The organism is Deinococcus planocerae, assembly GCF_002869765.1.
Lineage (GTDB): Bacteria > Deinococcota > Deinococci > Deinococcales > Deinococcaceae > Deinococcus > Deinococcus planocerae.
The window spans coordinates 1-20392 of sequence record NZ_PNOR01000017.1 but is presented as its reverse complement, the minus strand read 5'-3'; the positions used below and the strand labels follow the sequence as shown (position 1 = coordinate 20392).

The window sequence follows — 20392 nt, the reverse complement described above, 5'->3', positions numbered from 1 at the left end:
GGGGTCGGCCCCCGCGCACCCCGCCGAGCGGGCTGGAGGGCGGCGTGGACATCGGTGAAAGCCGATGCCCGCGCCGCCCTCTTCGTGCCGTCCGGGCACCTGCTCCAGCGCTCCCCCGGGCCGGGTCTCCCCTGCCCCACCGCCCCGACTTGCTTCCGGCCCCGCTCTCCCGCATACTGGGCGGGCCGCGGGTGCGGCGTCCCGTTTGAGTGACGCCCCCGACGATAACTGGAGATTTCGGCGCTGCGAGGCAGCGGCCCCACCACCGCACCCGGGTCAGCCCGGCGCGGTTCTCCGGTGATCACGGCACTTCCCGAGGTGCAGATGTGCGTGGTCCCCACCCTCCCCTTCCCGTCTTCCCCGAGCACCCGCGCGTGGCGCTCGGAGGCCGGGCGGTCAGGGCGAGGTCACGCGCCCGTGGTACCTCCGTTCTCAGACCCACGCTGCCTGGCAGGCGTGCCCGCGCCGGAACACCGCCCGGACAGGAGGAAGGGGGCCGGACGTGCCCCGCCTCCCCCGCCCTTCCAAGGAGAGCCCCGATGCTGACCCCACCCCGTCTTCCGAGACCCAACCCCATGACCGTCGCCGCCGTCCTCACGCTGGGGCTGCTGTCCGCCGGGTGCGCCGAGCCCGGGGAGAGGACGGCGACCCTGGCGCAGGCGGCCCCCGGCCCTTCCGCCCCCGCCCGCGCGCCGAGGGTCATGCCGCTGGGCGACTCGATCACCGACGGGTACAACGTTCCGGGGGGCTACCGCATCGAGCTGCTGGGCCGACTCTCGGCGCGCGCACCCGGGGTGAATTTCGTCGGCTCGCTGCAAAACGGCCCCGGCACCCTGGCCGACCGCGACCACGAGGGCCACTCGGGCTGGCGCATCGACGAGCTTTCGGCGCGGATAGACGGCTGGCTCGACCGCGCCCAGCCCGACGTCATCCTCTTGATGATCGGCACGAACGACGTCATCCAGAACCGCGACCTGGGCCAGGCCCCGGCGCGGCTGGGCCGTCTGCTCGACCAGATCGGCGCCCGGCGCCCGAACACGCAGGTCCTGGTCTCCTCCCTGCCGCCCTTACAGAACTCCGAGGAAAACCGCCGGGTGAGGCAGTACAACGCGGCCATCCCCGGGCTGGTCAAAACGCGGGCCGATCAGGGCAGGCGGGTCACCTTTGTGAACGTGGGGGCGGCGCTGACCCTCGCCGACCTCGCCGACGGGGTGCACCCGAACGCCGGGGGGTATGCCAAGCTCGCCCGCGCGTGGGACGACGCCCTGCGCCGCGTCCCGGGACTCACTCAGGCGCCCACGTCCTCCGGCCAGGTCACCCTGGAGCCCACGGCGGGCGGAGGCGTCGTGAACGACTCCGGCGCCTCCCAGGGGCGGGCGGTGGGGCTGTGGTCGGCGAGCCACCGCGCCCGGTTCGTCCTGCCCGCCACCCTGCCCGCCGGGGCCTACACCCTGCGCCTGACCGCCCGCGGCGACGAGTACCAGGGCTGGCCCGTCGTCGCGCTCCACCGTCAGGGCACCCGGCTCGGCGGCGCCACCCTCGCCTCGAAGAGCTACGCCGCCTACGACCTCGGCACCGCCACCCTGGCTCCCGGGCAGACCCTGGAGGTCGAGTTCACCAACGACGCCCTCGGCAGCCGGGCGGGCGAGGACCGCAACGCCGTCATCGACCACCTCACCCTGATTCCGGCCCAGCCGCGCGCCGCCCAGGGCACGGCCCGCACGACCGCCGGGACCCGCCTGAGCGTGTCGGGAGACGGACGGCGCTTGCAGTCCGCCGACGGCCAGCCCTTCCTGTACTGGGCCGACACCGGCTGGGAACTCTTCCACCGCCTGAACCGCGACGACGCCCGCCACTACCTCCAGACCCGCGCCCGCCAGGGCTTCACCGTCATCCAGACCGTCGCCCTCGCCGAACTCGACGGCCTGACCAAGCCCAACGCCCAGGGTGACCTCCCCCTCGTCGGCAGGGACCCCTCGCGTCCGCTCACCACCCCTGGCAACAACCCCGGCTCGGCGGGCGAGTACGACTACTGGGATCATGTCGATTACGTGATCGACGAGGCCGCCTCGCTCGGCCTCACCGTCGCCCTGCTCCCCGCCTGGGGCAAGTACGTCAGCGAGGAGCCCATCTTCAGCCAGGCCAGCGCCCGCTCCTACGGCACCTGGCTCGCCCGGCGCTACCGGGGCAAGCCGATCATCTGGGTGCTCGGCGGCGACCGCAATCCGGAGACGGAAGAACAGCGGGCGGTCTGGCGCGCGATGGCCGCCGGGATCGAGGCCGGGGTGGGGGGACGCGGCCAGGCCCTGATCACCTACCATCCGCGCGGCGGCCAGACGTCGGCCAACTATTTCCACACCGAGGCGTGGCTCGACTTCAACCTGTGGCAGACCGGCCACTGCCGCGACCAGCAGGAAGCCCGCAAGCTGCTCGAAACCTACCAGCGCACGCCGATCAAGCCGGTGATCAACGCCGAGCCGGTCTACGAGCAGCACGCCATCTGCCACGACAAGAACAAAGGCTTCGCCGACGACGCCGACGTGCGCAACGTGGCGTACTGGAGCGTCTTCGCGGGTGCGGCGGGGCACAGCTACGGGCACCGGGTGATCTGGGGCTTCGACGTCTACGACGGCGAGAAGGCATGGCAAAAGGCGTTGCAGGCACCGGGGGCCGCCCAGCTCGGTCACCTCAAGGGGTTGCTGGAGTCGCGCCCTGCGGCAGGACGGGTGCCGGACGAGACGCTGGTGAAGGGGAGCTTTGCCGGGTCGCGCCCAGTGGTGGCGCTGCGGGGGCAGGACTACGCCTGGGTCTACCTCCCCGACGGCGGCACCGTCTCCGTCTCCTTAGGCCGGACGGGGGGCGAACGGGCCCGCGCGTCGTGGCTCGATCCCCGGACGGGGCGCAAGACCGTCATCGACACCCTGACGAACAGCGGCGAGCGGGCCCTCACCGCGCCGTCGAGCGGTCGGGGCAACGACTGGGTTCTGTTGATCGAGCGCGTCTGACGTCAGACCGTCAAGTCCCCTCCGGGCTGGTCCGGACGGGCCGGAGCGTCCCCGCCGAGGAGGTCGGTCTCACGCCCTTCCTCTGACGTTCCTCCCCCGGTGCCCACGGGGGCGGGGCAGCGGGTGCAGCCCGCGCGGCAACTGCTCCTTGAACCACGACGGGACGTGCGGCACCAGCGCGGCGCGGTCCACGACCTCCAATTCCACCACAGCACCCACCACACCCCCAACCCCGTCGCCACCAGGGACATCCCCCGCCTATGGTCGGCGAGCGACGTGACCTCCTCGGCCCCGGACGCCACCGGATGATCACACCGTGAGGGAATGGGCACGGGTGGGTGAACATCTGAAGACGCCAGAGAGTTCTGACGTCTTCATCGTCCGGGCTCGGCGGAGCCTGGAGCCGGGCATGACTTTCGGCACATGTGAGGAGGATGGCAAGGGTGATAACACTGGAACCCAGCCCCACCCCCTCCACCACCATTCGCCTCGCAAGGTCCGCTTGGGAGAAGGCGGGTCCACCCTGCCGAAGCCTGGGAAGAGGACGCAGGACGCGCGGATGGCGCGGGCGGTGAGGCGCCGAGGGAGGAATGATGGCCGTACCCTTACAACGCCTGGCCCTGCTCACACTGGTGCTGACCGCCTGCGGTGGGGGGCCTTCCGGCGGAGGCACCCCCACGCCGAGCCCCGACCCGACGCCCGCCCCGGGCCCGGCACCCAGCCCGTCACCCGCACCCAGCCCGGCGCCGACGCCCACGCCGGGAGCCTGTGCCAAGACGATCTCGCCCCTGAACGTGCCGGTCCCGACCCGCCTCGAGAACACGTCCGCCGCCTGCGACTACCTGATCCAGGGGTACATCAACGTGACCTCGGCGCTGAAGATCGACCCGGGCACCGTGATCCGGTTCGGGCAGGACGCCGAGATGTACATCTCCGACGGGGGAATGCTGGAGGCGGTGGGCACCCCGACCGCGCGCATCCGGCTGGAGGGCCTGAACAAGACCAAGGGGTACTGGGACGGCCTCTCCTTCAACGGCGCGCGCCCCAGCCGCATCGAGTACACCGACATCGAGAGCGCCGGGCAGACGGGCTACCTCAAGAACTACGCCGCCGTGAGCGGAATCGACGGCACGCTGGCCTTCCGGAACAACACCGTCTCCGGCAGCTACGCCAACGGCATGACGATCAGCGGCGTCAACCGGCTCTACATCAGCGAATTCGCGAACAACGTCTTTTACGACAACGTGGGCTTCGGCCTGCGGGTGAGTGCCCAGCAGACGAGCGTGCTCGACGCGGGCAGCGACTACCTGGGCCAGAGCCGAGGCCTACCCAACGGCGTGCCCTACGTGAAGGTCGACTGGGACGACGTGTACGACGACACGACCTGGCACAAGCTCAACATCCCCTACTACGTGAGCATCGCCCTGTACTTCAAGGGCGGCCTGCTCACGGTCGAGCCGGGCGTCGAGGTGGTGATGGAGGCGGGGGCCACCTTCAACGTCCACGGCGGGGCGCTGCGGGCGGTCGGCACCCCGCAGGCGCCCATCGTGTTCCGCGGCGAGCAGGCCGAGCGGGGCTCCTGGGACGGGATCGATTTCTTCTACTCGCGCTACGACGAGAATGTGATGAAGCATGTCCGCGTGCTCTCCGGCGGCGGGGGCAAGGGCGCCAACGTGTACGTCGGCAACGGCTCTTCTCTTAACATCTCCGACAGCCACCTCGCCGGGAGCAGCGGCTGGGGCGTGTGCCTGGACAGCATCGACTTCGGGAACGCCTACGCCACCGTGGACATCGGCCCCGGCATGACCTACGAGAACAACGCGCAGGGCAACGTCAACCTGGAGTGTGAGTGAGGGCCCGCGCCTCCCTCCTCGCCCTCTGCCTGCCCCTCGCCGCCCTCCTCGCCGGGTGCGGGTCGCCCACGCCCGGCGGCTCCACACCCTCCCAGCCCACACCGGACGGACCCCCGACGGGCGCGTACTCCTGCCTGCTCCTGACCCTGAACGGCGGCCTGCCCACCTACGTTCCCAGCGTCCTCGGCACCGTCACGCTGGGGGCGGGCAACACCTACGTGGCCGCCTCCTATCCGGGGGGCGGGTCGTACACCTACGCCGCCGCGAGCGGGCGGGTGAGGTTCCGGCAGGGTTCCCTCGACGGGGTACAGGCGGCCTTCGAGCGCCTGGAGGACGGCGCCCCCGTCCTGCGCTTCGGGGAAAACCTCGGCGACCCGGCCCCGGAGATGGAAATCGGGGAGTCGGTGTGTCAAGGTAACCGTTAAGAATCTCTCATTTCTGGTCCATGTCGCCGCTCCGTCCCGTTCCTCCCGAAAGGAAGTCCAGATGCGTGTGAATCTCAAGGCAGTCCCGGTACTTGGCCTGACCGTCCTTCTCTCGGCGTGCGGGGGTGGGGGCGGCGGGACGCCCAACCAGGCGGTCAGCTCGGTCTCGGGCATCATCTCGCCGCCGGGGGCCATCGGCTCGTCGGCGCGGACGGGGGCGGCCTCCGCGGCGGACTCCTCCGGGTGGGCCGACTCGCGCTCGTGGTGGACGGACCCGGCGGCGGTGCAGGCCAAGCGGGAGGCGCGCGGGGTGGCCGCCGACGGCTCCATTCCCGGGGAATTCATCGTGCGGCGGCGCGGGACCCTGAGCGCGCAGGCCCTCGCCACCCTGCGGGTGGGGGACACCTCGCTGCGGCTGGAGCGTTCGCTGGGGCTGCCCGGCCTGGGGCTGTACCGGGTGAGCGCGGGGGCGGGGGTGGACGCACAGGCCGTCCTCCGGGGGCTGGCGGCCCGCGCGGACGTGGAGTACGCGCAGCCCAACTACCACATGCACGCCCTGCGCACCCCCAACGACACCTACTTCCCGCTCCAGTGGGACGCGCAGGCGATGCGGCTCCCGGCGGCGTGGGATCAAACCACCGGCAAGGCGGTCACCGTGGCGGTGGTGGACACGGGAATTGTCAACCACCCCGACCTCGCGGGCCGCATCCTGCCGGGCCTCGACATGGTGCAGGACGTGCAGGACTCCGGGGACGGCGACGGGGCCGACCTCGACCCCACCGACGAGGGCGGGGACACCGGGTACCACGGCTCGCACGTGGCGGGGACCATCGCCGCCGCGAGCAACAACGGCGCCGGGATCTCGGGCGTGAGCTGGGGCGCGAAGATCTTGCCGATCCGCGTGCTGGGCACCTCGGGGGGCGGCACCCTCGACGACATCCTGATCGGCACCTACTGGGCGGCGGGCGGCCAGATCGAGGGCCTGCCCGCCAACCCCAACCCGGCGAAGGTCCTCAACCTCAGCCTGGGCGGCAAGCGCGCGTGCAGCCAGGCCGAGCAGGACGTGTTCGGGGCCATCGCGCAGGCGGGCGCCATCGTCGTGGTGGCGGCGGGCAACGACGACGTGGACGCGGGCGGCTTCGCCCCGGCGGCCTGCCCCGGCGTGATCACGGTGGGGGCGACGGGCCCCGACGGCAAACGGGCGCCCTACTCCAACTACGGCGCGCGCATCGACGTGATGGCGCCGGGCGGCAACACCGAGCTGCTGCTCGAGATCGGCGGGCGCAAGATCCCGGGCGGCATCCTCAGCACCGTCGCAGACACGGACGAGGGCGGGAACAAGGTGGCGACCTACGGCATCATGGAGGGAACCTCGATGGCCTCGCCCCACGTCGCCGGGCTGGTGGCGCTGATGAAGGGCGAGCAGCCCGGCCTGACGACGGCGCAGGCCCTGGCCCGCCTCAAGGCCACGAGCACGCCGCTGAGTAGCGCCGACTGCGGCGTCTCCGGCGGGTGCGGCGCGGGACTCGTGAACGCGGCGGCGGCCCTGGGCACCTCGGGCGGCACACCCACGCCCACCCCCACGCCGACCCCGGCGCCGACTCCCACCCCCGTGGGCCAGGTCCAGACCATCGTCGCGGCCCTCTACCGCCTGCCGAGCGGCTACGACGAGGGCCGCAGCCACCTCGCCCTGGTGGACCAGGAGACGTTGCGCAAGAGCTACACGCTCGACGGGCTGGAGCCGGGCCGCTACAACGTGGCCGCGTGGCAGGACCTCGACGGCGACGAGGAGGTCGACGAGGGCGAGCCCTTCGGCGTGTACTACGACGCGCTGAACAACACCGTCGACGTGACCGTCGACAACGTTTCGCGCAAGATCATCGGCATCGACATCGACCTCAAACCCTACCGGGCCTCTGGGCAGGCCGCCAAAGCCGCCCGCTCGTCCGGCCCGCTCGCCGCCCTGACCGCGGCGGCAGAGGGCCACACCGGGTCCCGCTGAGCCCGGGAACGCGCCGCCCCATAAACGCCCCTCGCCCCGAATGCGGGCGGGGGCGAATCTTTTCAGCCCCGTCCCCAAAGGTCTGTCACGTCTCCTTCCCTGCCCCTGTCCGGCGGTCCGCCCCATCCGGTGGGGTGGGTATGCTTCCGGGCCACGACCCACGCCCTGGGTCACGGCAGATGACTAAGAACCTCAGTCCCCGTCCGCCGTGGGGACCGGGCCCTCCCCCACCCAGAGCTTTTTGAGGTTGATGCGTCCATACGCGTCGGGGTGAACGTCCCGGATGAGCGGGTGCAGCGTCCGGCGCTTGACCCGGTGGTGGGTGAGGTTCACGTGCCCGCCCCCGAGGAGGAGCGCCTCCACCCGGTCGAGGACGGCCTCGTGTTCCTCGAACGATTGGGCGTGGCGGTAAGCGTCCAGCTCCGCGTCGACCTCCGACCGCACCGCGCGGGGCAGCAGGCGGCGGAAGAGCAGCTCGGGCTGCCGCATCGCCGTCCAGAAGGAGAGGTGCTCGTCGGCCCCGGCGACCTCACCCAGCATCACGAGGTCGGCGTCGTCGGAGTGGTCGGGGGTGGCGGTGAGCGGGTAGGGGCAGACCTCCACCGCGAGCCCGTGCCGCGCGGCGCGGTCCGCCAGCCAGCGCGCCTCCGCGAGGGCGCCGGGAAGGTCGATGGCCCAGAGCCTCAGGGGCGGCCCGTCGTGGGCGGCCTCGCGCAGCAGGCCAGCGGCGCGGTCCTCCGAACGGACACGCGGGGGCCGCCGGGCACTTCGGCGCGGGAAGAAGGAGGTGGCGGGCAGCAGGGGCTCCTCGCGGCCCGTCTCCCGCCAGAAGGCCGTTACGTCGTGCAGCTCGCACAGCCCCCGGCGCAGGGCCTCGTTCGCGGCGGCGGGGCGGTGCCCGTTCCAGATCAGGAACTGCACGCCGACCTCCGCCTGCCAGCCCGGCACCGAGGCGTGGGGCGCACCATCCACCCCGTAGTGGGGCTCGGCGCCCGCCACCCGGTACAGCTCCACCTCGTCGATCAGGGGCCGCCCCGCGAAGTGCGCGTCGAAGGCGGTGAGGCGAAAGCCGCCCTCCAGCGGCGTCCAGCGAAAGGCCCCCGTCCCCACCGGGCGGGCCTCGTCGAAGGGCACGTCGCGCGGGAGGATCAGCGCCTGGGTGTCCGCCAGCCGCCGGGGCAAGAAGGCGTCGGGCCGGGTCAGGTGCAGCCGCACGGTGAAGGGAGTAGCCGCCTCCACCCCGGCCAGGTCGGGCAGGAACCAGGGAGCCCCGCGCCTCAGCCGTTCGAGCGTGAACACCACGTCCCCGGCGTCCAGGGTGCGCCCGTGGTGGAAGGCCACGCCCTTGCGCAGGTGGAAGGTCCGCCGAGCCCGTCCGGCGAGGCGCTCCAGTGGTGGGCGAGGTGGGGTGCAGGGTCCACGTCTCCGGGTCGAAGCGGGTGAGGGGATCGAGGACCTGGGCGAGGAGGTGCGCCTCCGCCGTCGCGCTCGCGTGCAGGGGGTCGAGGCTGGTGAGGTCACGGGTGAGCACCGTGCGCAACCGGTCCACCCCGGCGGGCGTGCCGCTCAGCCCGAAGACGCTGCGGGTGGCGTCGGTGAGCACCCACGCGCGCGGAAAGGGCAGCCGGGAGAGGCGGGCGAGGCTCCCCGCGTCCCCGGTCCGGGCGAGGCGCTCCGTCAGGTCGGCGAGTTCCGCTTGCAGGTCACCCGGGAAGACGAGCCGCGAGGTGTTGCCCCGCCCACGGCCCGGCGTGTAGCCCAGCCGCCCCTCCCCCTGAAGCCGTGCGAGGTGCCGCTTGGCCGTCTTGGCGCTGCACGACCACCAGCGGGTCAGCTCCTCCAGGGTGACGGCGTGTCGGGCCCGCACCCCGTCGCGCCTGTGCAGGGCCGCCCGCACCTCCAGGTACGGCCAGTCGAGACCGGGAAAAGGGGTCATCTTCCCCCCCTTGTGGCTCTTTTTTCCCCTTTCGCCCTCCCCCAGACTGGCGGGCGATGTGGCGGCAACTGCACCCCAACGTCCGCGTCCGGATCGTCAACTCGTTTCTGGCCCGCATGGTGGGCGGGGCGGTGTTCCCGTTCATGGCGATCTACTTCACCGAACACCTCGGCCCGGCGCTCGCGGGCATCCTCCTCGCCGCGCTTGTCGGCGTGCAGTTCGTGGCGGGGCTCTGGGGCGGCGGGCTGGCGGACGCCTGGGGACGCCGCCGTACCCTTCTCGCCGGGGAGGGCCTCAAGCTCGCCGCCTTCCTCGTGCTTCTCGCGGCCAACGTGGTGACGCCGCTGCCGTGGGTCACTTTCGCCGCCCTCGCCCTGATCAACGTGTCGAGCGGGCTGATCAACCCGGCGGCGGAGGCGATGCTGGTGGACGTCAGCACGCCCGAGACGCGCACCTTCATGTACGCGGTGAACTACTGGGCGATCAACGCCAGCCTCCTGATCGGCACGCTGCTCGGCGGGTGGCTGTACCGCGACCATTTCCCGGCCCTCCTCGCGGGATTGTGTGCCATGTCGTGTCTCACCCTGTTCCTCGCCTGGTCGCGGATGACGGAGACGCTCGGCGGCCCGCGCCCCACCCGGGCGGAGGTTCGTCGGTAGATGGGCCTGGCGCCCCTCGCCCGCAGCTACGCGCAGGTCGTGGGGGACCGGGCCTTCCTGCTCTTCCTCGTCGGCTTCGTCTTGCTGATGACCATCGAGTTCGGGCGGGGCAACTTCATCCCGGTCCACCTCGCGCACCTCTTCCAACCACAGACGGCCCTCGGCGTGCGGCTGGACGGTGTGCAGGCGATGAGCGTCCTGACGGCGGTGAACACGGTGATGATCGTGGCCCTCACCGTGCCGGTCAGCACCTGGGTGAAGGGACGCGACCTGACGCGGCTGATGGCCGTGGGCTTCGCGCTGTTCGCCGCGGGCTTCGCGGTGCTGAATGCCAGCCTGAGCCTTCCGGTCCTGATCGCCGCGAGCGTTCTGCTCAGCCTCGGGGAGCTGCTCTACGTCCCGACCCGTCAGACTCTGCTCGCCGACATGGTGCCCGTGGACCGGCGAGGCGCCTACCTCGCGGTGAGCGGGCAGACCTTCACGGTAGGCAAGTAGCTCGCCGCGCTGGGCGTGCCGCTCGGGGCGGGCATCGGCGGCCCGGGCATGGCCCTCGTCACCCTGGCGCTCGGGGCCCTGAGCATTCTGCTGAGCCTCGCCGGGCTGCGGGGGCGGGGCGTGCAATTCGGGACGCAGACCCGCCCCCAGGCCAACGACTGACCCTACCTCGACACCGGACAGTCCCAGGCGAAGAGAGGGACGCCAGTCCAACCTGATGCCGCAAGATGGCAATCGGACACGCGCCCGATACAGCCCGTCACGAGGGAACGGCATGCAGTAACGCGGATGGCCGTTGTTCCCAGTGGCAGGAGCCTTTGCTCTGGTCCGCATAGAGCACGTCTGCTCTCCGGATATGAGCGTCTTTGCCGCCCGCCGTCTCCTCCCAACTTGCGGCCCGAGCTGGGGGAGGGCTCGGCTACCCTGAGCGCGTGGCAACGCCTCTCCGACCGCGAGGCCGCCCAGACACGCGACGCCTTCCTGCGTTCCCCGGACCCCCGCCGCTCCTCCCGCCGCGCCCTCGCCCTCACGCTCGCCGCCCTGATTCTCACGGGATACACCGGCATGACCCTTCTAAGTCTGTGGCTGGGTTGGCTCGCCCTCGCCCCACTGTTCGGCACCGCGCCGGAGAGCAGCCCCATCCTCCGCTTCTTCCAGGGGCTGGGCTCCCTGACCCTGCTGCTCTTCGCCGTGCAGGCCCGGCCCCGCTTCCCCCGGCTTCCCGGCTGGGAGGTCAAGGAGGCACAGGCGCCCGAGCTGCACCGCCTGATCCGGGAAGTCGCGGCGGCGCTGGACGTGCCACCCCCCGCCCGGGTGACGGTGGACGGCGAGGTGAACGCCTTCATGGGCCGCAGCGGCTTCCCGCCCCGGTCTACCCTCGGGCTCGGCCTGCCCCTGCTGTACGCGCTGCCGCCGCAGGAACGGGTCGCCATCATCGCCCACGAACTCGCCCACGAGCGCAACGGCGACCCCACGCGGGGCGGCGTGGTCGGGCTCGCCCTGAACGTGCTGGGCCACGCGGTCAGCGTGCTCACCCCTGACGGCCTGATGACGGCGAGCAGCGACCTCCTGCAAGCCTTCGCGCAGGGAACCATGCGGGTGTTCTCCCTGATTCCCCTCGGGCTCTACCACCTCCTGCTCTCGCTGGTGGGCGGGGACCAGCAGCGGGCCGAGTTCCGGGCGGACCTGCTCGCTTCCAGGGTCGCGGGAAGTGCGGCCACGACCAGCCTGCTCGACCACCTGCACCTCACCGACTCGCTGGAGAGTGCCCTGCACAAGCAGCGGCACCAGCCCGAGCGCCCCAACGCCTTCCTCGAACTGCGCCACATCTGGGCCACGATGCCCGAGACCCGCAGGCAGGGGCGCCGCGACGAGACCGCCGCCGAGAAGCACCCGGCTCGACGCCACCCATCCACCCACCGCCGAACGGATCGCCGTCGTCCAGGCCCACCCGACGCCCCCGGGGGTGACGCTGGACGCCATGCGGGCGGCACGGCTGGAAAAGGAACTCCTCCCCTTCGTCGGGCCCGTCGAGCAGGCGGCCTACGAGGCCTACCGTGCCCGGTACGCGGGCTGGTAACCGCCGAGGTCTGGCGCCCGCTCAGGCGACCCGTCCGGTCCGGGTCTGGAATACCGGTATTCCAGACCCTCAGGCCAGGAGCTGCTCGAGTTCGTCGAGCAGCGCGGTGACTCTGACGGCCTGCTCCCCGCGCAACTCCTTGTGATCGAGCGACCGGGCGAGCTGCTGGAGGCGGAGGCTGTCGGGCCGCCGGGCGGCGGGGGTCTGGTGCCCGGCCAGCCACGCCTTGAACTCCTCGCGCGAGCGCCAGCCGCCTCCCTCGTGCTCCAGGAAGGCCAGGGCCTGGCCCTGGAGGGCCGGGGTCAGCCGCCCGGTCGCCACGGCGAGCGAGTACGGCATTCCCCGGCGAACCTTCTCCTGAAGCGGCGCGGGCAGGCGGTAGACCGAGAGGCGGTTGGTCAGGAAGGACTCCCAGGACATGCCGGTCACGTCCTCGATGATTCTCGCCGCCCCGATGTGGCCGGGTTCCTGGAGGGCAAGCCCCGAACGTTTGACCGCGCGCATCTCTTCCAGCAGGCGGCGAACGGCGGCGACGGGCTCGCCGACGAGGCCGAGTTCGAGGCTCAGCAGGCGCACGACCCCTTCGGTCTGCTCGAAGAGGTTGACGTCGGCCCGCTTAAGGTTCTCGTCGAGCAGGGCGCGAATGGCCTCGGCGTCGCCGTACTCGCGGACGATGGCCGGGATCGCCCCCCGCCCCAGCCGCTTGAAGGCTTCCAGACGGCGGTGGCCGAGCACCACCTCGTAGACCCCGGCCTGGAGCGGGCGCACCGTGATGGGCTGGTACAGCTCACGCGCGGCGATGCTGCCCATCAGGGCCTGGAGGCGCCCCTCGTCGACGTGGTAGCGGTACTGGAAGGGGCTGGGGCGCACGTCATCCACCGGAATCCAGAAGGCGACCACATCCTCGGGGGCGTCGAGGACCGTCTGCGGCACGCGTTCGAGGTGCGCGGTGTCCACGGTGATCGGGGTGGCCGACTGACCGACGCTGCCGCGCCGCCCGGCGAGCTTGCCGCGTTTACTGGACACGCGCAGCCACCTCCTGAAGGACCCGTCGCAGCTCGTGTGCGCTGGAACTGTTCGGCTCGGCCAGGACGAGGGGCACGCCGAGCCGCGGCGCCTGATTGAAGCGCTCGGCCTCGCTGACGTACGCCTCCAGCAGGTACGGGGCGAGCGAGGCGCGGCCCTTGATGGTTTCGCGGATCTCGTTGTGCATGATGGTGCGCGGGTTGCCGTAGTTCATCACCAGCCCGGCGACGCGCAGGAAGGGGTTGAATTCGAGGTACTGCTCGACGAGGACCATCAGCCGCTCCAGGCCGTCGAGCCCGAGGTCCGACTTGGCGAAGGGCGAGACGACGTAGTGGGCCGCCATTAGAGCGTTCCGGGTAAGGGGCCCGAGGTTGGGCGGCGTGTCGATCCACACCTCGTCGATGTCCACGTTCAGCCCGGTCAGGGCGTCGAGCGCCTCGCGCAGGGTGTACTCGATGGGCTTGGAGCGGTGGAAGTTGGCGCGCTCCAGGTCGGCGAGGTCGTTGTGGGCGGGCACCAGGAAGAGGCGCGAGAGGGCCTCGTGCTCACCGCCGCCCGGCACCGGTTGGAGGAGGTCGGTCCAGAGGGTGTGCCAGCGGTCGCGGTGCCCGGGTGCCGTGCGGGGCAGGCGCAATTCCTCGTTCAGGAGCTGCACCGTCGTGCGGTCCGGATCGACGGGCATGTTGAGCAAGGTGGCGAGGTGGCCCTGGGGGTCGAGGTCGAGCAGCAGCACCCGCACGCCCTCGGCGGCCCGCAGCACGGCGAGGTTGGTGGTGAAGGTGGATTTTCCGGCCCCGCCCTTGGCATTCGCCACCACGAAGACGCGCGGCCCGCTGACCGCGCCCGTGTACTCCAGCCAGTCGCGCCCGCGCACCCGCCACTGGTTCCCCACCTTGTAGCCGCGCAGTTCGCCCACCTCGAGCTTACGCGTCAGCGTTCGCTCGCTGACGTTGAACCCGCCTGCCAGCTCCCGCAGCGTGTACATCTTCCCGACCTCGATCTCCACCCCGCCATCATGACACTCTCGCCAGCAGAAAGCCAAGGGGTGGCGAGCTTGTCAAGTTGTGTCGGGGAGACAGGGCTGGAGGTCGGCGAGGGTGTCGCCTGGACGGTCCCAGTGGTCGCGGTGGGCGCAGTGGTCGTCCGTCCCTGAGCAGCCCGCGCACCCGGGGCCGGGGTCGGGGAGACAAATCCGACCCCGGTGGCAGGGGAGAGACTGAAGTCCCCGCCCGGTTCCGTCTCTCTTCTCCCGCTGGAGCCGAACTCTACCTATCGCGGACTTGTGGAGTTGGTATTGCGGACTTGTGGAATTCGCACCGGGGGGTATTGCGGACTTGTGGAATTGCTATTGCGGACTTGTGGAATTGGTCAAACTCTACCTATCGCGGATTTGTGGAATTCGGGGGTAGGGGTATTGCGGACTTGTGGAGTTTGGAAAACTCTACCTATCGCGGACTTGTGGAGTTGGTATTGCGGACTTGTGGAATTCGCACCGGGGGGTATTGCGGACTTGTGGAGTTTGGGGGGTCAAAGTATTGCGGACTTGTGGAATTGGTATTGCGGACTTGTGGAATTCGCTTCGGAAACCGCGTCCTGGACGGTCTTTCCGCTCGGCCCTTGATGATGATCATCAATGTTTTTAAAACAATCTTTTATCAGTGAGGGAAAAGAATTTTGATCATCAACATCAGCGGGCCGCGCCGCGGCTTCGGCCTGGGGGGTGGGGGTAGGGGAGAGGCCCAGCCGTTAAGATGGGGCGTGCCACGCAAACCCGCGTCAGCGAAGCAGGTGAGTCAGGAGCTGTTGCTCTCGGGGAGCGAGGAGCGCAACCTGAACAGGCTTTCCCTGGTGCTGGCCGCCTCGCGGGTGCCCGACACGATGACGTTCTGGTCGCGGTCGTGGTCCTCTTCCGACCATCTGGGCGTCACGGTGCACGTGAGTTGTCTGGCGAGCGCGAACGACGTGGTGCCGCACGGCATCGACAACGACATCCTGTTCGGCCTGACGAACGCCTACCTCGGCGCGGGGATGCCGCCGGACAACACCTTCCGGGTGACGGCCTACCAGCTCCTCGTGTATGCGGCGCTGCCCATCGGCGGGCACAGCTACGCCGTGATCAAGCCCAGCCTGACGCGGCTGCGCAACAGCACCTTCACGATCACCGACAGTTGGTACGACCGCAAGGAGGAGAGCTACCAGTCGCTGAGCACCAGCCTCGTCCAGAACTGGAAGGTTATCGAGCGGCGCCGGATGCCGTCGAGCTTCGAGGACGAGTCGGTGAACGCCGACGCGCTCTTTCAGGTCACCCTCGACCCCGACCTCGCCCGCAGCATCCGGCTGGGGTACATCCGCCCGGTCGATCTCAATATCCTGCGCAGCCTCAACCAGCCCCTGACCCGCACCCTGTACCGGCGGCTGGAGGACGAGCGCAACCCGGTCGATCGTCCCGAGCAGCAGGTCTACCAGACGGCCCTGCTGCCCTGGGCGGAGCGGCTCGGTATCAACGGCAGGCCCGACACCGTTCGCCGGGCGCTGCAAACACCCCACCAGCAACTGCTCGAATGCGGCTTCCTGGCCGACGTGGGCTACCTGGGCCGCGGCAGGAATCAAGACGTCCAGTACGTGTTCGCGCGCGCCACCCAGCCCCCCGCCCGGCCCGAGGCGGTCGCGGCCCTCACCAGCCGCCGCATCACCCAGGGAGCCGCGCTCCGGTACGCCGCCGAGTACGGCCTGGAGGCGGTGCTGGCCGCGGTCGAGCGGTACGACGCTCTCCTGGCGGCGGGCTACCAGGCCAAGAGCATGAGCGGGCTCCTCGTCGATATCCTGCGCGACCCGCTGAAGTACCAGACGCTCGAAGACGTCCTGCCCGCGGACAGGGCACCCCGGCTCCTGACCCCTGCGCCGCCCCTGCCGGTCCCGCAGGACCCCGAGCCGGGAGAGGAGGAACGCTCCCTCCACACCGCCGCGTTCATCCTCCGGAAGCTCACCCTCCCCGACACCCTCAAGGACACGGCCACGGAACTCTACCTGCGGGGAGTCGTCACCGCCGCCGAACTCGCCAGCCTCAAGCACGAGGCGATGCCCGCGAAGACCGTCTTGCTCTGGAGCACCCGGAGCGCCGACCCCGGCGAGGAGTGAAAAGGGGAGACCCGGGGCAGGCGGTAACCGAACGATGGGGACCTGGAGACTGCCGTAGGATCGAATACGCGGGCCGAGAAGGGGCCTGCGAGGCCGTGAGTGGACCCGGAGTCCACATCGTTCCCCCGAGGCCCCTTCCTGGCCCTCTCACAGCATTCACCGGAAGACTTGAAAATTGGGGAGTGGTTTCGTGGAGGAAGGGTGTCCAACCACGTGACCACTTTTCCTGCCCAGCGTGCGTGGCGTCTACACCGTCGCAAACGGTCACGCTCACACAGGCAGGCAACGCGATCTGTGTCGGGCCTGTGGTCATCAGTTCACCTCGACCCGACCTGATGACGTCATGGGAGGCTTGAACGGTCCAAGATATGCGCCGTCGCTGGAGCGAAAACGGAGGCTGAGGCACCGCGGGGTGGGACCCGTTCACCCCTCGGTGTCTCCGACCCCCGTGCGCTTCCTGGCCCCAGCCTGACGGCGGCGTTTCACGGCGGGGATGCGGGTGTCCGTCTCCCATCCGCCTCCCCACGGGCCCCGTCGGTGACGGTACGGCTCAGCGCACGGCCCCGTCGAGGTGGGGCCTGCACCTGAGCCTCGCCCAGCTCCGCCAGGACCCGGGCCGACCCGTCGTCCCTCAGGCGCCAGGTCGGCCCACCGTGGCCGGTCTCCTCGGCCAGGGTTAAAGCCCTCAAGCTTGAGTTGGGTCGAATTGTCGCCGTTCCAACTGCCCTCACCGGGCAAGCTTGAGCAGCCTCATGAGATCGCCGGGCCTCTCCCCGCGCGCCTGGCACCTCTCGACGTAGGTTTCCAGAATCACGTCCCCGGTGGACTCCAGGGCACTCCTGGCGCTGGCGTACAGGCTCATCACCTCCACGCAGTCTTTCTCCTCCTCCACCATCTTCTGGAGCCCCCGAATCTGCCCCTCCAGGCGGCGCAGGCGGTTGAGAATCTTCGTCTTCTCGGCTTTGCGGTCGCTCACGGGCACGGTCACGGTCATGTCCGTAATATACCCCCCGGGGTATTTGACGAAATAGGGGTGGGGGTATACGCTTCGGGCATGTACTTCCAACGCTTCTACGACGACGACCTGGCGCAGGCGTCCTACCTGGTCGGCTGTCAGCAGACCGGCGGGTGCCTGGTGGTGGACCCGGTGCGGGGTATCGATTGTGTTTTTACATACTCAAGTCGTCTTTATATTCGCAGCGAATTTTGCCAAGCAATACCAGAATAGTATAACATCTTAGTACGGTCATACATTGCAGACCTCAATTATTACCCCGTGCTTATATGAATTTATCTCCCTAAATTCAGCGCTTCTGAAGCAACAGAGCGGCCCCAGGACCTGCGGCATGGCTCAGCACCGGAGACGAATTGTTGATCAGGCGAAAAAGTAGCCAGCTATAACACGTGTTGCTGCGGCGCGCTCTACCGATGGCCGGGACAGGCACACGCGTTGAGGGGCCATACGCTACGTTGCAGCCATGCCCCCAGAGACACCCGAGCCGGTGCTCACCGGCCTCCTGACCGTGGACGCCATCGAAGGCGGCCTCGCCCGCGTGGAACTCGAAGACGGCTCGGTCGAAGACTGGCCGCTGGCGAGCCTGCCCCGAGGCGTACAAGAAGGCGACGTGCTTCGGCTCCACGTCGAGGCCGGGGACCTGACGGTCGAGATCGACCACGCGGCCACCCGGGAACGTCGGCACACCGCACAGGCCCAGCTCGACGCCCTGAACGTGGTCCCGCCTGCCGGAGAGATCGATCTGTGAGGCCCCTTCTCGCCCTCGCCGCCCTGTCCTTCGGGCTGGCTTCCGCCCAGACTCCCGGTGTCCTCACCATCCGCTTCCTCGACGTGGGACAGGGGGACGCCGTGCTCGTGACCTCACCCGAGGGCAAGAGCCTGCTCTATGACGGGGGCCGCAGTGAGACCCGGATGCAAGTGCTCCTCAAGAAATACGGGGTGCAGAGCCTCGACCTCATCGTCGCCAGCCACGGCGACGCCGACCACATCACGGGTCTCATCCCGGCAGTCACGCTGTTCAAACCGAAATTTTTCCTCAACAACGGCATCGCCGCCACCACCCAGACCTGGAGCAGGCTCACCCAGGCCGCGCAGCAGGCTGGCACCCAGGGCCTGCTCGCCCGGAACCAGGTGATCAACCTCGGGAGCGTCAAAGTCACGGTCCTGCCGCCCCCACCCGGGATGCCCAGGGACGAGCAGAACGTCAACAGCGTCGGTCTGCTCGTTCAATACGGCACTTTCCGCCTGCTGATGACCGGAGACAGCGAGACCCCGGAGACCCAGGCCTGGTTGAAGACCTACCCCGCGAGCTTCCTCGGTCCGGTGGACGTGTACAAGAGCATTCACCACGGCGCAGCGAACGGTGACCACCTGGCGTGGTTGCAGGCCGTCCGCCCGAGGAACGTCGTCATCGGCGTGGGCGAGAACAACTACGGGCATCCCACGGCACAGGCGCTGGACCTGTACAAGCGGATGGGAGCGGCGATCTACCGCACCGACCTCAACGGAACGGTGACGGTGACCGTGCAGCCAGGCGGAAAGTACGCCATCGCGGTGGAGCGTGGACCGGCAGTTCCCAAGGCGGCAACCCCGGCGACACCACCTGTCTCCTCCCCAACTCGGCCCACACCGGCTACCCCGCTCTACCGCAGTTGCGCCGAGGCCCGGGCTGCCGGTGCAGCTCCGTTACGACGGGGGCAACCCGGATACAACCCAGCGCTGGACCGGGACGGAGACGGCACCGCCTGTGAGTGAGGCGGTCACTTGAGGAAGCTCCCAAATGCCAGCACAGGTCTTCTCCCAGGGTACGGGCTGGTCTCAAGAGGTCGATACGGAGGGTAAAGGGGACGAGCGGCAAGCCCACCTAAGTGGTCTTCTCTCTCCCCACCACCTCGCTGTCCTTCTGAGTGGACGCTCTGCGCACCACCCACCAGGCGATGAGGCCAGCCAGCAGGTAAGTCGCGGCGTCCACATTGATCACAAGGACGCCCACTCGCTCGCCCAGGACCCCCGAAACGCCTATCCCTATCAACATCGTCAACCCCATCAGGCCGGAACACGCACTGAACACCCGCCCGATGGTCTCCTGGGGTGCCGCCCGCTGAAGACCCAGGTTCTGGGCCGTCCCGAACACCGCGAACGGGACACCGGCGACGGCGGTGATGACCACCGCGGGCCACACCTCCCGGTACACCAGCGCGTAGTTGAAGTACAGGAGCAGCAGCAGGCCGCTCCCCCAGGCGCCGAGGGCCAGCAGGCGCAAGGCCGGGTGGTGGTCGGCCACCCGCGCCACCAGCCAGGCTCCGATGATCCCCCCGACCGCCTGGACCGACATGATGAATCCGAGGGTCTGTCCGTTCCCACCCAGAATGTCGCGGACGAACGGGGCCATCAGGGTGGAGATGAACCCCTCCCCGAACGCCACGACTGCGACGATCACGAAGAGGGCGCGCAACGTGGGGTCCTTCGCCACCACTGCCACACCCTCGCGCCACTCCCGCAGGAAAGCCACCCGCCTCGTCACGGGCTTGCGCACAGGCGGCGCGCTCACCACACCCGCGAGCAGCAGGGCGGCCACCAGAAACGTCAGCACGTCGAGCAGAATCACCGCCGCGAAGCCGAGCTGCGCCAGGATCAGCCCCCCCAGGGCGGGACCGATCAGGCGCGCGAGGTTGTTGTTCAGGGCGTTCAGGCTGTTGGCTTCCCCCAGCCGCTCGCGCCCGACCAGCGTGGGGAGCAGGGCGTTCTCAGCGGGACCGAGGAACTGTCCCACACTCGACGCGACGAAGCTGACCAGGGCCACGAGCCACCAGGAGGCGTGCGTGACGGCCAGGAACCCCAGGGTGACGGCGGCCATCCCCAGATTGGTCCAGACGAGCACCCGCCGGTAGTCCAGCCGGTCCACCAGCACGCCCGCGAACTGTCCCACGAGCACGGTGGGGAGCGCGCCCGCCATCACGACCAGGGCCGTGACGAGCGTGGAGCCGGTCTCGCCGTACACCTGCACGGGCAGGGCGATAAAGAGCGCGCCGTTCCCAATCCACGAGATCAGTCCGGCCCACCAGACGCGGGCGAAGTTGGCCTCCAGGAGCAGCGGTCGCGGCGGGGCAAGCGTCATGCCGCCAGGCTGGACCGTACGCTACTGCAAATGACACTGCCCGATTCGCCTAGCTTTCACCAGATCACGGACGCCCGTCAGGCGGCGCTCCTCACAGACCCGACCAGCAAGCGGTTCTTCGCGCCTTTCCTGGCGCAGGAC

Annotated in this window: 16 protein-coding genes and 2 pseudogenes; 12 read left to right on the top strand and 6 right to left on the bottom strand. The window is 69.7% G+C overall.

Going from position 1 to position 20392, the window contains the following annotated elements:
• Positions 1-539 precede the first annotated feature (539 nt).
• The 5 genes from A7B18_RS11205 (at position 540) to A7B18_RS11190 (ending at position 7285) form a co-directional block, all read left to right on the top strand.
• A complete protein-coding gene (locus A7B18_RS11205; RefSeq protein WP_102126790.1) occupies positions 540-3005 on the top strand; it encodes an apiosidase-like domain-containing protein in 2466 nt (821 codons plus the stop codon).
• 99 nt (positions 3006-3104) lie between these two features.
• The gene (locus tag A7B18_RS21435) at positions 3105-3314 is read left to right on the top strand and encodes a hypothetical protein (RefSeq protein ID WP_146009528.1); all 210 of its coding nucleotides are present in this window, start codon (positions 3105-3107) and stop codon (positions 3312-3314) included.
• Positions 3315-3595: 281 nt separating this feature from the next.
• Entirely contained in the window at positions 3596-4858 is a 1263-nt protein-coding gene (locus tag A7B18_RS11200; protein ID WP_180970117.1) for a right-handed parallel beta-helix repeat-containing protein, read from the top strand.
• Complete coding sequence (locus tag A7B18_RS11195; RefSeq protein ID WP_102126788.1) at positions 4855-5283, top strand: hypothetical protein; 429 nt, start codon at positions 4855-4857, stop codon at positions 5281-5283. Before A7B18_RS11200 ends, A7B18_RS11195 begins: the two co-directional genes overlap by 4 nt.
• A gap of 61 nt (positions 5284-5344) precedes the next feature.
• A complete protein-coding gene (locus A7B18_RS11190) occupies positions 5345-7285 on the top strand; it encodes a S8 family peptidase (RefSeq protein ID WP_102126787.1) in 1941 nt (646 codons plus the stop codon).
• 192 nt (positions 7286-7477) lie between these two features.
• Here the strand turns inward: A7B18_RS11190 and A7B18_RS22630 are convergent, their stop codons facing one another.
• Positions 7478-8626, bottom strand: coding sequence for an ABC transporter substrate-binding protein (locus A7B18_RS22630; protein ID WP_245872842.1), 1149 nt, complete (start codon positions 8624-8626; stop codon positions 7478-7480).
• 364 nt (positions 8627-8990) lie between these two features.
• Positions 8991-9221, bottom strand: a pseudogene (locus tag A7B18_RS22625) (SgrR family transcriptional regulator); the annotation flags it as partial.
• A gap of 56 nt (positions 9222-9277) precedes the next feature.
• Between A7B18_RS22625 and A7B18_RS22980 the strand changes: the two are divergent.
• From A7B18_RS22980 to A7B18_RS11175, 3 genes and pseudogenes are all read left to right on the top strand, one after another.
• A pseudogene (locus A7B18_RS22980) lies at positions 9278-10375 on the top strand (MDR family MFS transporter).
• 15 nt (positions 10376-10390) lie between these two features.
• Positions 10391-10537: a hypothetical protein gene (locus A7B18_RS22610; RefSeq protein ID WP_245872839.1), complete on the top strand. Its 147-nt coding sequence runs from the start codon at positions 10391-10393 to the stop codon at positions 10535-10537.
• 228 nt (positions 10538-10765) lie between these two features.
• The gene (locus A7B18_RS11175; RefSeq protein WP_245872838.1) at positions 10766-12064 is read left to right on the top strand and encodes a M48 family metallopeptidase; all 1299 of its coding nucleotides are present in this window, start codon (positions 10766-10768) and stop codon (positions 12062-12064) included.
• On the opposite strand, the gene A7B18_RS11170 is transcribed toward A7B18_RS11175, so the two are convergent.
• Together A7B18_RS11170 and A7B18_RS11165 are read right to left on the bottom strand one after the other, a co-directional pair.
• Entirely contained in the window at positions 12024-12980 is a 957-nt protein-coding gene (locus tag A7B18_RS11170; protein WP_180970116.1) for a ParB/RepB/Spo0J family partition protein, read from the bottom strand. The genes A7B18_RS11175 and A7B18_RS11170 overlap by 41 nt on opposite strands.
• The gene (locus A7B18_RS11165) at positions 12970-13986 is read right to left on the bottom strand and encodes an AAA family ATPase (protein ID WP_102126785.1); all 1017 of its coding nucleotides are present in this window, start codon (positions 13984-13986) and stop codon (positions 12970-12972) included. The genes A7B18_RS11170 and A7B18_RS11165 overlap by 11 nt, the downstream gene beginning before the upstream one ends.
• Positions 13987-14738: 752 nt before the next feature.
• Here A7B18_RS11165 and A7B18_RS11160 point away from each other — a divergent pair.
• Positions 14739-16118: a replication initiator protein A gene (locus A7B18_RS11160; RefSeq protein WP_146009527.1), complete on the top strand. Its 1380-nt coding sequence runs from the start codon at positions 14739-14741 to the stop codon at positions 16116-16118.
• Positions 16119-16845: 727 nt separating this feature from the next.
• On the opposite strand, the gene A7B18_RS11155 is transcribed toward A7B18_RS11160, so the two are convergent.
• Positions 16846-17112, bottom strand: coding sequence for a metal-sensitive transcriptional regulator (locus A7B18_RS11155; RefSeq protein ID WP_102126783.1), 267 nt, complete (start codon positions 17110-17112; stop codon positions 16846-16848).
• A 60-nt stretch (positions 17113-17172) separates the two neighbouring features.
• Between A7B18_RS11155 and A7B18_RS21970 the strand changes: the two genes are divergently transcribed.
• The 3 genes from A7B18_RS21970 to A7B18_RS11140 all read left to right on the top strand — a co-directional run bounded on the left by A7B18_RS21970 (position 17173) and on the right by A7B18_RS11140 (position 18888).
• Positions 17173-17346 (top strand): hypothetical protein, encoded by a 174-nt coding sequence (locus A7B18_RS21970; protein ID WP_180970127.1) that lies wholly within the window; start codon positions 17173-17175, stop codon positions 17344-17346.
• A gap of 250 nt (positions 17347-17596) precedes the next feature.
• Positions 17597-17881, top strand: coding sequence for a DUF3006 domain-containing protein (locus A7B18_RS11145; RefSeq protein ID WP_102126781.1), 285 nt, complete (start codon positions 17597-17599; stop codon positions 17879-17881).
• On the top strand, positions 17878-18888 hold the full coding sequence (locus tag A7B18_RS11140) for an excalibur calcium-binding domain-containing protein (protein WP_102126780.1): 1011 nt from the start codon (positions 17878-17880) through the stop codon (positions 18886-18888). The genes A7B18_RS11145 and A7B18_RS11140 overlap by 4 nt, the downstream gene beginning before the upstream one ends.
• 109 nt (positions 18889-18997) lie before the next feature.
• On the opposite strand, the gene A7B18_RS11135 is transcribed toward A7B18_RS11140, so the two are convergent.
• Positions 18998-20251 carry an MFS transporter gene (locus A7B18_RS11135; protein ID WP_102126779.1) on the bottom strand — a complete coding sequence of 418 codons (1254 nt, stop codon included), beginning with the start codon at positions 20249-20251 and terminating at the stop codon, positions 18998-19000.
• Positions 20252-20392 lie beyond the last annotated feature (141 nt).

Coding starts and splice junctions, on each gene's coding strand:
- A7B18_RS11190 (WP_102126787.1), top strand. CDS start 5,345: ATGCGTGTGAATCTCAAGGCAGTCCCGGTACTTGGCCTGACCGTCCTT.
- A7B18_RS11145 (WP_102126781.1), top strand. CDS start 17,597: ATGCCCCCAGAGACACCCGAGCCGGTGCTCACCGGCCTCCTGACCGTG.
- A7B18_RS21970 (WP_180970127.1), top strand. CDS start 17,173: ATGTACTTCCAACGCTTCTACGACGACGACCTGGCGCAGGCGTCCTAC.
- A7B18_RS11205 (WP_102126790.1), top strand. CDS start 540: ATGCTGACCCCACCCCGTCTTCCGAGACCCAACCCCATGACCGTCGCC.
- A7B18_RS11200 (WP_180970117.1), top strand. CDS start 3,596: ATGATGGCCGTACCCTTACAACGCCTGGCCCTGCTCACACTGGTGCTG.
- A7B18_RS11135 (WP_102126779.1), bottom strand. CDS start 20,251: ATGACGCTTGCCCCGCCGCGACCGCTGCTCCTGGAGGCCAACTTCGCC.
- A7B18_RS11155 (WP_102126783.1), bottom strand. CDS start 17,112: ATGACCGTGACCGTGCCCGTGAGCGACCGCAAAGCCGAGAAGACGAAG.